Below are 12,188 nucleotides of genomic sequence, written 5' to 3' on the forward strand. Positions count from 1 at the left end.
TACCGGCTTCAAAAGCCGATTTTCGACACAGGTTCTTTGCCAGGCCGGTGGGCCGTTCACGTCATCGATTGTTCAGTCATCGCAAAACCTAGGTGGGTGATTCTTAGCACAGCACAACATCAGCTTCAGGCAGCTAAAGCCTCTGGCCCGGTTTCAAATTGCGTATGGTGAGCCGCTATCGCCCATGCGATTCGTGCCAGCTTGTTGGCCAAAGCGCAGGCCACGACGTTCGAGTGGCGACGACAGAGCATTGAGCGCACCCAATCGGCCAGAGCGCCGTGCTGATATTTCAGCCTAAGCATGTAAACCCTGGCGCACTGCACCAACAATCTTCTGAGGTTCTTATCGCCTCGTTTGCTGATTCCCAGCAGAGTCGCCTTGCCGCCCGTGCTGTGCTGCCTGGGCACCAGCCCTACGGACGCGGCAAAATCACGGCTACATCCGTATTGTTTGCCATCCCCCATTTCGGCAGCCAGCAGGCTGGCGGTGATCGGGCCGACACACGGTATGCTCAGCAAGCGACTGCCAAGATCATCGTCGGCAAGTTGGCCGATAAGCTCTTTATCCATTTCCTTGATCTGCTCATCCAGATAACTGAAGTGCTTATGCAATCGCTGTAGCAACACCGTCAGTCGAATCGGCAGTTCATGCTCGCTCAGAATACTCGCCAAACGCTTCATCATTGTTGGGCCTTTCGGCAGGCTAATCCCGAATTCAAGCAGAAAGCCATGCATCTGATTGACCACTTTAGTGCGATCGTGCACCAGAGATTCCCGCATGCGATGCATCATTGAAAGCAGTTGCTGAACCTCTGTCTTGGGTGTGACGAAACGCATTGTCGGACGTGCGGCACGCCTCGCAGATCGCCTCAGCATCTACAAAGTCGTTCTTGTTGCTTTTGACAAATGGACGGACGAACTGCGGCGAAATCAGCTTGGCCTTATGCCCCATCGCCATCAGCTCTCTAGCCACAAAATGCGAGCCAGCGCAAGCCTCCATAACTACGGTGCATGCTGTGAGATTGCAAAAAAACTTCATCATCTGCTGGCGAGAAAGTTTCTTGTGAAACAGCTCTCGCCCTGGCTTGTCCTGACCGTGCAGGTGGAATGTATTTTTGCCGAGATCGATACCGACTAATGCTAACTCGCTCATGATTAAGGTCTCCGAAATAAAACACCCTGTGAAAGCGTAGCCCTCACAAGGTGCCGGGGGTGACCATCTCATTAGTGTACCTCTACCCCAAGCCGGTGGACTTTCGAAAGTCAATCGACGGCCTGGCCGCCCTGGTCGAGCTGGATATCAAAGTCGCCGTATTCGACCCCGTGCTTTTCGTCTTCCTGAATCGCCCCCGTAATCGAGTGAAAATACTCTACTGGGAGCGCAACGGTTTTTGCCTTTGGCTCAAGCGCCTGGAGTCCGAAAGTTTCAAAACATCACCCGACATCACTGACGAGGCCATCGTGTTTAGCGTCCAGGAATTGAACTGGTTACTCAACGGTTTTGATCTGTGGCGTAACCGCCCCCATCAGGTTTTGACTCCAAGATTTGTCGCCTAAAGGTTATAATCCGCGGCATGATTTCCATGCCTGACAACCTCCCTGATGACCCCGTGCTTCTCAAGCAGATGCTGCTTGAGACGTACGAAGCGCGTGCACGTGATCAGGAAGTCAAAGAGGCTTACCAGACCCATATCGTTGATCTGAAAGAGCAGATCAAGTTGCTGCGTGACCGTATATTTGGCCGTAAGTCCGAACAATCGGTCGAGCCCAACACACCGCAATTGGCGCTGTTCAACGAGCCCGAAAGTGAACCGATGCCCGTCGTCGAGGATGCCGATGAAGACGTCGTTGCTCCAGCTCCACGCCGTGGCAAACGCAAGCCACTGTCTGCTGATCTGCCGCGTATCGCAGTCATCCACGAATTGCCTGAGCACGAACTGACCTGTGCCTGCGGTTGCCGCAAGCATGTGATCAGCGAAGAAACCAGCGAACAGCTGGAGATCGTGCCGATGCAGATCCGCGTCATCAAACACATCCGCAAAGTTTACGGTTGCCGTGGCTGTGAAACTGCCCCAGTTACTGCCGACAATCCGGCGCAGTTGATTGAAAAGAGCATGGCCAGCCCCAGTGTCCTCGCGATGCTGCTGACCACCAAGTATGTCGACGGTCTTCCGTTACATCGCTTCGAGACGGTGCTGAGTCGGCACGGCGTTGATATCCCGCGACAGACGTTGGCGCGTTGGGTTATTCAATGCGGCGACCACTTGCAGCCTTTGCTCAATTTGATGCGGGATCGGTTGCTGGAAAGTCCCGTTATCCACTGCGATGAAACGCAAGTGCAAGTACTCAAGGAACTGGGTCGAGACCCAACCAGCCAATCCTGGATGTGGGTGCAGGCGAGCGGGCCGCTGGATCGAAAAGTGGTGTTGTTTGACTACACGACCAGCCGTGCGCAGGAGGTGCCTTTACGCCTGCTCGAAGGTTATCGCGGCTACGTGATGACGGACGATTACGCAGGCTATAACGCCTTGGGTGCGCAACCGGGCGTTACGCGACTGGCTTGTCTGGCACACGTTCGACGCAAGTTCGTCGAAGCGCAAAAAGTTCAGCCCAAAGGCAAAACTGGCCGTGCCGATATAGCCCTGACGATGATCAACAAGCTGTACGGTATCGAGCGTGAGCTGAAAGACGTGAGCGATGAACACTGCTTTGTCGGTCGGCAGGAAAAGAGTTTGCCGGTTCTGGCGCAACTGAAAAGCTGGCTGGAGAAAACGCATCCGCAGATTACGCCGCAGAGCGTACTCGGCCGAGCGGTCAGTTATCTGGCCAGCAACTGGAGCCGATTGGAGCGCTACGTAGAAGCCGGCTTTTTACCCATCGACAACAACGTCGCCGAAAGAGCAGTAAAGCCGTTTGTGACGACACGTTCATTGTGCACCTCCTTCTGAAGCCCCTCTAAATAGGGGAAGTTGGCCTTCTGCGTTGACGCGACACGGGCGATGTTTACGGGCGATAGCCGCTGCGACCTCTTCGCTTTGCAGATCTCTCATTCGAATTTGGTAGGGAGCATCCGGTACGACTTGTTCTGCGGCTAGAGTCTGATCTTTGATGAGACGGCGGATCACATGATTGGTTACGCCCAATTGCGTGGCCGCTTCGGTCATGGTTACCCACTCGCCATTCTTCTGCGCCGAACGATATGCACGTATTCCATGCACTCTGCGAAGTGAACTGACGCGGTTCGCGTTCCACGTTTTCCCTTGCCCTTAGCGCATTCCCATACGGTTCAACGACGCAGCAATGTCTTGATCTGACCATCGGCCTGCCATACTGCCGATCACCGCGAGCGCCTCATCTGGCGTGCGACAGCCATGCTCGCCTGATTTTGGCTTGCGTACTCGCAACTGTGAGTGCTGACCTCCCTGCCAATGAATGGTCAAAATGACTTCGCGATTCTCTTCGTCAATATCGGCAACAATATTGGCTATCAAAGTGCGCGTCAGTTGCTGACGTGCGCGCATGGTAACGCCCGGTGCGTTCCATGCTGCCTGGAGGTCTTTGGCTAGTCCGACAAAGTCAGGAGTGTCGGCGCCTGACATCGGTGTGTTTATGCTCTCTAATCGCACCTCGCAGTCTTGCACCCGCCGCAGTGCCGCTTCCCAACTCTTCTCGAGCTGTGCCGCAATCAGGCGGTTATCAGGGTCGCAAGCCGCGTAGCGCCGCTCGGCGAGCGTGGCTTCATATCGGGTCTGTTGCAGTTCCAACTCCACAACACGCCGCCGTTCATTCAAAGTGTCCATGTGCATTCGCTCCGCTTACAGAGCTGCTTCGATCGCCATCGGTTCGACCGCGCGCACAAGCTCCCCGGCAATGGCAGCATCGACACGAGCACCGCCGAAGCTCATGCAGCGGGAGGCCTCTGGCATCTGGTTGGGAATATTGCAGCGGTAGACAGACTGTCTTGGAGCGCGCCCGGAATACGCTACCGACATACGGCGTCCGCAACGGGCGCATGAAAGCAAGCCTGCCAGCAGTGCGCGTCCGCCACGCCCCGATTTCACTTCGCCGACCTTGCCATAAGCATTGGCAGCGAGTTGCTTCTGATTACGTTCGAACTCTGCCCAGTCAATATAGCCTTCGTGATGATCCTTGAGCAGAACCTCCCACTCTTCAAGCGGCTTAGTATGACCGTAGCTCTTACGCGCACGCCCCTCAATGATCTCTGTGTGTTTCTCGCTTCTGCCGTAGCCATAAGCCCCAGCGTAGAACGGATTCTTGAGAACCGAAATCACGTTGCGATAGCGGATAAGCGTCCAATCAAAGGCCACCAACGTCTTGCCATCGGAGGGGCGCGGAAAGTGAATCTGCTCGGCTCGCAACGACAACAGTACTTGCCGGGCGCTGCCTATTTGACGAAACCGAGAAAAAATCAGCTGTATCACTTCCTGTAGCCGAAGATTTGGGTCAATACCCAGACCGGCCTCACGATGCCAGATATAACCGATAGGTACGCTAATGCGCAGCTCACCACGGCGCGCCTTGGTGCGTGCCGCGTCTCGCATCCGCGCCCGTAAAACACTAAGCTCGAACTCGTTGATGCTGCCCTTCATACCCAGTAGCAGCCGATCATTAGGGCTGCACGGGTCATAGACCCCATCCATATCTATCACGCGAGCATCGACCAGGCCGCAGAGCTCAAGCAGGTGATGCCAGTCACGGCCATTACGCGCGAGTCGGGACGCATCAAGGCACAGAACCGCGCCCACTTCTCCGGCACAAAGCCACGCAAGAAGTCGCTCAAAGCCTGGCCTAGCTACCGTTCCGCTGGCTGAGCGACCAAGGTCGTCATCAATCACTTCAACTTGGCTGAATCCTTGACGCCGTGCCACCTCAACCAGTTCGTACTGGCGACGTTGGCTTTCGAGATTCGTTTGGACCTGGGCCTGAGTTGACTGCCGGACATACACCACTGCTTTGCGTTTAAGCACCGTGGTGGGTAAACGATCAGTATTCATCATCGCCCCCCTTTGTAACGCCGGTGGCGGCCAGCATCAGCAGATTGGTCAGATGAGCCAGTATTTTCGTGCGCTGCGCTTGGCTTATCCCGCGAAGCTCTACTGCCTCGAACGCTATGCTGATCTGGCGTTGCGGGGTCGACGGCAACCTTGCTCGAACTCTCCTTGATGAAGTCTTCATCGCGCTTCTCCCGGACAATATCGGAATTGTCTGGCGAGTTTCTCCGTAAACCGTGCTCGATGAGAAGTTGGTGCAGAGCGCGCAACGCTGTCACAGTGACTATCGGCTCACCGAGCGTCATGTTTATGCAGGTGACGGGATCCAGCATCCACGCGGCGATTATTATGACTACGCCGGAGCTTTCCTCAACATAGGCAAGTAAACGCCAGGAGATCAAACACGAACATCTGCTCGCGCTCTTCCTTGCGCTTCACAATCGGTGACTCATGGTTGCCGGCGAACAAGCCACGGCCCTTATCGGTCAACTCTATTCGTCCATCAGGGCGCGTTTTAAGCTCTCCCGTCTGTAAAAAAGGTGTGATTGCAAAACTCAGCTCTTGAGCCGTGAACCCAAAATAATTGGCGATTTCAGCTGGCAGCAACGCAGAAATCTTGAGCAGTCTTAGTAGAAATTCCGGTACGACTGGCAGGCCCCCTTTGTCCACAAGGGTGTACTCGATACGGAACTGTTGCGCAGGGACCACGACGTCCAGCTCGAATAGAACAACTGGGTTAAGCTCCATCAGACAACCCTCCTGGCCGGTGTCACTGGTTTGATGCAGTAGTTGATCGTGTCCTGTTTCGTCTGGATAAAGCTTGCTACCTGACCCAATGGAAGCCTTGCGTTCCTGCCGCTCCACATCCTTAAATTGCCTACGATGACCAACCGCTCCATCGCACGTGACACCGCGACGTTGATACGATTCGGGGTCGCCAAAAAGCCAGGTGATTGATCCGCTTTGGCGCGAGTTAGGGAAACGATGATGATGTTGTTTTCCTTACCTTGATAACTGTCGACGGTCTCGATCTTTACTAGCTTGCGGAACTCCTCCGACCAGTTTTTCTCGGCAAACCTCTTTCTCACCAGTTTTCTCTGGTCGAGATACATGCAGATGACGCCGATTGGAGGCTCTTGCGATTCGGCCATCTCCTTGAGCATGCCCGCGCAAAATTCAGTGTCCTCTGCGATTTCTTCCAGCAGCCGGATGATCGCATCCGCTTCAACATTGTTGGACAGGCTCAGCGTGCCGCTGTCGTAGGCTTTTTTGCCTAACTCGCTGGTGTCGACCCAAGTGACCACATGGGACAGACACTCAGGCACCTTTTGCGAAAAATAGGCAGGACTGGGTCGATAGACTGGAGCCATCGACTTGTACCTTTTCTCAGTCTGGTAGCGCGCGATTCTTGGTGTCCTTCTTCGCTGCAGCAAAAACGAAAGAGGGTGTTGCGAGACATATCATCAGAGCCAAGGCTAAGCGGCTGGTACGCATTTCAAATCTCTTTGTATAGATCGTGTGATGGGGCGACGCCTACCCGCTTCGGGAATGGACGAAATCCATGCTCGAACCTAGCAATTTGGTTGGATGCCGTTATCCTCCTGGCCTTCGGAATTCACCCATTGGTTGGACATGTCCAAGTATCGCGGAAATCAGTATCGCTACCAGATATACAGGTCTGAAGCCCGCAAGCATGCTCAAGAGCTTGCGCAGGGAAACCAGAATTTCATTGCCAGAGGTATCGACACGGCAAAAATCCGTTATGAGCCAATCACTCAGGCGGCCATTGAGGCGTCTGATATGTGGGGTGAGAATGAAACCCTGTATCCTTGGGATAGTGTTGTTCATGAGTGGAAGCAGGAAGACACTCGCGGATTCGACATATCCCTTTGGTTCGACCAGGAACTGTGTGGCCTGTGCTACGCATCCCCGCGTAAGAGCAAACTTTGCATCAAAATTGTGATTCTTGAGGGCAAGCCCGACTCATCACATCCGCTTCGCGGCGCCGTTGCGGCCTTGGCGTTAACAGCGATTGAAAACTACGCTGTACTCATCGGATGCACTGAAATCGAGGTTCAGGAGCCGGCTATAGGCGCCATACCGGTGTATGAGAGCCTCGGATTCGCCTTCGATTCGTCCGGCCGACTTGTCACCGCCGTTGAGCAGTAATACTATCTATCCAACTTTAAAGACCCGAGAGGTGTCTATGCACAAGCCTAAGCACGAACCAAAGCCATTGATGACCGCTCGCTTCCAAGCTGAAGCCCGTCAGTTGATGGCCAAACGGTCTAACACGCAGAGCCGGTTTCTGGACGTTGCGCTGTCAAAAGGCCGCGACTTTGAGCCAGTTGGTCGCCTGGCAGGCTGATGCAGCCGAACACCCAAGAAAGCTGCCTTTGAGGCAGTTTTTTTTTGCCTGTCAGAAAGCGGCAGCACCTGCTGGCGGTGTCACTCGCTCCGTGCCGAACCTTCCAAACTACGACTGGCTTCTGGCACTTCCAGTGCCTTGCATAATGGACGCAACAAATACCAGATCGCCATTGAGCGGGTTTTGGAAGCACTAGGGCACCCACTTCATTCAATCCCTTTCCAGGTATGCCAATGTCAACAGTCCTCTATCACGAAACGCCTCCTTCCGATCAGGTGAGGCACCAGATACTTGAAATGGTGGTCGCCTATGCAAGGTGACTTTGGCAGACGCTTACGGTGTATCAGCTAAAGCGAAGCGGCTAGCGCCACTTGGCGCAAGCCGGGAATGAAATTAGGGATCACAATGGCGCTTGCGCTAAGTGAGCCTGTTTTCAGGACTACTGGATCAGTGCTACATCAGTGTGGTATGACCAAGAGTGACTACTTCGCAAATTTTCTCGCTCCAGCAACGCAAAGGATAACGGCAACGGTTACCCCAAGCATGCCAATGCTGACCTGCTCGTGAAGCAATGTGGCCGCCAGCGCCAATCCAAAGAAAGGCTGTAGTAGCTGAAGCTGACCGACGGCGGCAATACCCCCTTGGGCAAGCCCGCGATACCAGAATACAAAACCGATAAGCATGCTGAAGATCGATACGTAAGCCAGGCTGACCCACGCGGATGCAGTAATTGCTGAGAACGAAGGCGGTGCCAAGAACCAAGTCAGCGGGGCCATAACGGGCAGCGACAGAACTAATGCCCAAGAGATCACCTGCCAGCCTCCAAGTGTCCTTGAAAGCTTCGCACCTTCTGCATAGCCAAGTCCGCAGGCGAGGATTGCCAGCAACATTAGAATGTCCCCCGCTGGAGAAGCCGTCAGGCCTTGGGAGACAGCAAACCCCACAACCAGCGCGCTTCCCAAGACTGAGAAGAACCAGAAAACCGGCCGGGGACGCTCGCCACCGCGCAAAACACCGAACGCAGCTGTGGCGAGTGGCAACATGCCAACGAAGACGATGGAATGCGCAGACGTCACATACTGTAGAGCCAGCGCAGTCAGCAGAGGAAACCCTAATACAACGCCCATTGCCACTATAGCCAAGGGTAGAAGCTGACTCTTGGCAGGACGCTTTTCTTTAAAGAGTACAAGAATGCAAAGTGCCAGGACTCCCGCAATGGTTGCTCGGGCAACCGTCAGGAAGACCGGGTCAAATTCTAGAACGGCCACCCGTGTTGCTGGCAGCGAGCCGCTGAATATGAGTACGCCGATGAACCCATTGAGCCATCCGCTCGCTGTCTTTTCCGTCGTTTGGTTTTGCAGGTTCGATGTACGTTCCATTTAGGGTCACACTCAATACTGTTTGCTTATGGTTGACCGCACTATTCGTGTAGCGGTCGACAAGGTAATCGTCAATGCAAGTGCATCCTGAAACCTAGTCCTTAGAACGTCGCTAATGCTCTCAGCATGTCGACCGCTGAGCTCATATGGTTCAGAGCGCCATCGCTCTCAGGTTGCACGAGATGCATCGTATGATCGAAGATCAATACAATCAAAATATTGTCATGGATACATCTCGGCATGCCTCGCTCACGATACAAGTCATTAGTGGATGCTTTTGCGGCTGATATCAGGTCAGGACGATTGTTGCCGGGCACGCGCTTGCCGACGCATCGCCAGCTGGCGGCTACAGAAGGGCTGGCCCTGGTGACTGCAACTCGGGTTTATGCAGAGCTCGAAGCCATGGGCCTGGTCAGTGGGGAGACTGGTCGAGGCACTTTTGTGAGGGAGACTTCGTTACCTCCTGGCCTGGGTATCGACCAGAAAGACGTTGCAACTGGAATGACGGATCTCAACTTCAACTATCCATCGCTTCCAGGACAGGCAGAACTGTTGCGAAGTGCCTTGCGCCAGCTCGCGTTGGCCGGTGACCTGGAGTCCCTATTACGCTACCAGCCACACGCAGGGCGTCTGCATGAGCGCGCCTCTGTGGCGCGCCATTTGCGCGCCCGAGGGCTGACGGTTGATGCTCAGCAAGTGTTAATGGTCAGTGGTGCTCAGCATGGGTTGGCCGTGACGATGATGGCGCTGCTGCAACCCGGTGATGTAGTTGTAGCTGATGCGTTGACCTATTCAGGATTCAAGGTGCTGGCCAAAGCACTGCACCTTGAAGTCGTGCCAATTCCCGCGGCCGATCATGGACCTGATCTGAATGCGCTGGACAACCTGTGCCGGAGTAGACGCGTCCGGGCTGTGTATACGATGCCGACGCTGCACAATCCGCTAGGATGGGTGATGAGTGCCGATCAACGCGAGTACTTCGTGACGATTGCGCGCAGGCATGGGCTGCTCATCATTGAGGACGCAGCTTACGCCTTCCTCGCTGAGGAACCACCTGCACCGTTAGCGGAACTCGCACCAGAGAGGACTGTTTACGTCTCAGGGCTATCCAAGAGTGTGGCCACCGGATTGCGCGTAGGCTTCGTCGCAGCTCCCGCCCAAAAAGTGCCCGCGTTGGAGCGAACGATCAGGGCGACCACATGGAATACCCCGGGAGTGTTGACTGCGATCGCGAGCGCGTGGCTCGACGATGGTACTGTTATGCAGTTGGAAGCTGAAAAGCGCCGGGATGCGCAGGCTAGGCAAGCCATGGCCGGTGAAGTGCTGGCGGGGCTCCAATACGTTCGCCATCCTTCTTCCTACTTTCTTTGGCTGCCCTTGTCGGAAGATGCAAGAGCTGACCAGATCGCCATGGCGTTGATGCGTGAAAAAGTTTCAGTTTCAACCGCCGAGCCTTTTGCTACCTCTGCCCATGTACCGCATGCGATCCGATTAGCGCTGGGGTCTGCGGATATGGACTCGCTTCGAGAAGCGCTCGTGAAAGTGAAGCGGGTTGTTGGTGCTTACTCATAGCGTAGGTCTGCGATGGCCACCATGGATCTACCTACAAACTCAGCTCGTAACGTCCGCTAATGGCCGATTCTGTTGAAAACAGTCGATTTTTTAGAACTGCCGAAAGATTGGCCGGAAAAGCCGCCTTTCAGCACGCTTCTACGTGAAATCTCAGCCTGAAAACCTCTGCCAATATTAAGGATTTCAATCTACGACGCGTACTTTTCTTCCGTAAAAACCGAGGCCGACTTTTTCAACAGAATCGGCCGATTTCTACCGGTCGCCACCGGCAGAAAGCGACCGAGGCTGTGTAAAAATGCAAACACCGCTTTGAAGTCTGCGTTGCTACGTAAAATCTGCCAGCGTTTGGTTGGTCAGCAGCTCTAAAATTTGCATAGGATCGCGTTTCTCGTTGCGATCCTGACTGTCAAACTCGCTCAAAAACGTTTTTACACAGCCTCGACCCAAAGCAGACGTTTTACATTGAGATTCCTTACGGAACCCGGAGTCAAAGTCCTAACGGGCTGGGCTTGTTTATACCCAATACTTGGGATAGCTACCCCGACTACGTATGTTGTTCAGACACCAGGCTACCGCGACGATCACAATTGAACCCGTCAAAACCGGTGTGACCAGAAAGCTAACAGGGGCACTTGCGGCTAGCACAACCAACGGATTAGCCCCTGCTGGGGCATGTAAAGTGCGTGTTTGTTGCATAGCTGCCAATGCCAGTCCCACGGCCAATGCACCTGCCCACCATGAGTTCCCAAGGGTACCCAGAACCAGAAGCCCGACCAGGGTTGACACCACGTGTCCGCCGATAATGCTGCGCGGCTGGGCCAGCGGCGACTCAGGCACCCCGAAAGCAAGTACGCAACTAGCACCAAAGGAGGCCATTAGCCAAGGCACTCCAGAAATATAACTGAGCCAACCGGTTACCCCGATTGTGATGACTGCTCCGATGAATGACATCAACGTGAAACGCAGAGAAGGTGCTGGTGGTGCATTGGATCTGAGCAGGGGAGCGATTGGCACAGTAGTAACTCCGAGAGAGTGGGGTCGTACATCAGAAGATACCGATCGGTATACCTTCATGTCAACCGATCGGTATACACTCCTTACATATCTGCATGAGGCCCAAGGAAATGAGTACATCCGACACCATCACTGAGTCCGCTCTACGATTATTTTACCGCCAGGGTTATCACGCCTCCGGGGTGGAACAGCTAAGCCAAGAAGCTGGGGTAACCAAAAAGACGCTGTATCGCCATTTCTCCAGCAAAGAACATCTTGTCGAGGCAGCCTTACAGCTTCGAGATACCGAGTTCATGAGGAAAATAAGAGAGGTGGTGGAAACGGTTTCCGATCCGCTACGGCCACTGGCATACATCGAATTCATTGGTGCATGGGTCCAAGAACCAGACTTTCATGGTTGTGCCTTTATCAATGCTTCAGCCGAGTACAGCGGAAAGACCGATCAGCCGCACATTTTGGCGAAGCGGCATAAGCAACAGGTTCTCGCTTATCTGGAAGATATCTGTACCGATGCAAAGCTTAAGCAGCCATTCTTAGCCGCGAGGCAGTTGTTCTTAATCGGCGAAGGGTTGATCGTTACGTGCCAGGTTAATGGCCCCTCGGAGGATGTCCTTAATTCGGCTCGAGACATGGTGTTGATGCTGACACGCAGGGAATTCGAAAAGTAGCCTGTAAATGGACGAAACGAGCCCACCTAGGATGACCGCTTTTGGCCGATTGTGTTGAAAAAGTCGGTTTTCTCAAACGGCCGAAAAATTGATCGGTGAAAGCGCCTTTTAGCACGCCGCTACGTGAAATATCAGTCCGAATGCCTCTGCGAGAATTCTGGATTTCAATCTCAGAC

At 54.1% G+C, this 12,188-nt stretch carries 12 protein-coding genes and 1 pseudogene; 5 read left to right on the forward strand and 8 right to left on the reverse strand.

All coding sequences use genetic code 11. The features are described 5' to 3' along the window. Positions 1-125: 125 nt before the first annotated feature. Positions 126-1,152: pseudogene (locus QN399_RS15225) on the reverse strand (IS110 family transposase). Between the two features lie 59 nt (positions 1,153-1,211). Between QN399_RS15225 and tnpB the strand changes: the two are divergent. Next, positions 1,212-1,556, forward strand: a complete 345-nt coding sequence (gene tnpB, locus QN399_RS15230; RefSeq protein ID WP_330201131.1) for an IS66 family insertion sequence element accessory protein TnpB — start codon at positions 1,212-1,214, stop codon at positions 1,554-1,556. A 68-nt stretch (positions 1,557-1,624) separates the two neighbouring features. Further along, the gene (locus QN399_RS15235) at positions 1,625-2,947 is read left to right on the forward strand and encodes an IS66 family transposase (protein ID WP_330201177.1); all 1,323 of its coding nucleotides are present in this window, start codon (positions 1,625-1,627) and stop codon (positions 2,945-2,947) included. A gap of 318 nt (positions 2,948-3,265) precedes the next feature. Here the strand turns inward: QN399_RS15235 and QN399_RS15240 are convergent, their stop codons facing one another. The 5 genes from QN399_RS15240 to QN399_RS15260 all read right to left on the reverse strand — a co-directional run bounded on the left by QN399_RS15240 (position 3,266) and on the right by QN399_RS15260 (position 6,444). Further along, positions 3,266-3,799 carry a hypothetical protein gene (locus QN399_RS15240; RefSeq protein ID WP_330201132.1) on the reverse strand — a complete coding sequence of 178 codons (534 nt, stop codon included), beginning with the start codon at positions 3,797-3,799 and terminating at the stop codon, positions 3,266-3,268. Between the two features lie 15 nt (positions 3,800-3,814). After that, the gene (locus QN399_RS15245) at positions 3,815-5,014 is read right to left on the reverse strand and encodes a recombinase family protein (protein ID WP_330201133.1); all 1,200 of its coding nucleotides are present in this window, start codon (positions 5,012-5,014) and stop codon (positions 3,815-3,817) included. Beyond that, positions 5,004-5,195 (reverse strand): hypothetical protein, encoded by a 192-nt coding sequence (locus QN399_RS15250; protein ID WP_330201134.1) that lies wholly within the window; start codon positions 5,193-5,195, stop codon positions 5,004-5,006. Before QN399_RS15250 ends, QN399_RS15245 begins: the two co-directional genes overlap by 11 nt. Before the next feature lie 185 nt (positions 5,196-5,380). Next, positions 5,381-5,758, reverse strand: a complete 378-nt coding sequence (locus QN399_RS15255; protein ID WP_330201135.1) for a hypothetical protein — start codon at positions 5,756-5,758, stop codon at positions 5,381-5,383. Beyond that, a complete protein-coding gene (locus QN399_RS15260) occupies positions 5,758-6,444 on the reverse strand; it encodes a C-terminal helicase domain-containing protein (protein WP_330201136.1) in 687 nt (228 codons plus the stop codon). Before QN399_RS15260 ends, QN399_RS15255 begins: the two co-directional genes overlap by 1 nt. A 199-nt stretch (positions 6,445-6,643) precedes the next feature. On the opposite strand from QN399_RS15260, the gene QN399_RS15265 reads away from it, so the two are divergent. Continuing rightward, positions 6,644-7,180 carry an N-acetyltransferase gene (locus QN399_RS15265; RefSeq protein WP_330201137.1) on the forward strand — a complete coding sequence of 179 codons (537 nt, stop codon included), beginning with the start codon at positions 6,644-6,646 and terminating at the stop codon, positions 7,178-7,180. Between the two features lie 681 nt (positions 7,181-7,861). On the opposite strand, the gene QN399_RS15270 is transcribed toward QN399_RS15265, so the two are convergent. Continuing rightward, positions 7,862-8,758, reverse strand: a complete 897-nt coding sequence (locus tag QN399_RS15270; RefSeq protein WP_330201138.1) for a DMT family transporter — start codon at positions 8,756-8,758, stop codon at positions 7,862-7,864. A gap of 240 nt (positions 8,759-8,998) precedes the next feature. On the opposite strand from QN399_RS15270, the gene QN399_RS15275 reads away from it, so the two are divergent. Continuing rightward, a complete protein-coding gene (locus QN399_RS15275; protein WP_330201139.1) occupies positions 8,999-10,330 on the forward strand; it encodes a PLP-dependent aminotransferase family protein in 1,332 nt (443 codons plus the stop codon). A 513-nt stretch (positions 10,331-10,843) separates the two neighbouring features. Here the strand turns inward: QN399_RS15275 and QN399_RS15280 are convergent. Continuing rightward, positions 10,844-11,464 (reverse strand): HPP family protein, encoded by a 621-nt coding sequence (locus QN399_RS15280; RefSeq protein WP_330201140.1) that lies wholly within the window; start codon positions 11,462-11,464, stop codon positions 10,844-10,846. Here QN399_RS15280 and QN399_RS15285 point away from each other — a divergent pair. Further along, on the forward strand, positions 11,455-12,012 hold the full coding sequence (locus QN399_RS15285) for a helix-turn-helix domain-containing protein (protein WP_330201141.1): 558 nt from the start codon (positions 11,455-11,457) through the stop codon (positions 12,010-12,012). The genes QN399_RS15280 and QN399_RS15285 overlap by 10 nt on opposite strands. Positions 12,013-12,188 lie beyond the last annotated feature (176 nt).

It is taken from the genome of Pseudomonas sp. 10C3 (assembly GCF_036346185.1).
Classification (GTDB): domain Bacteria; phylum Pseudomonadota; class Gammaproteobacteria; order Pseudomonadales; family Pseudomonadaceae; genus Aquipseudomonas.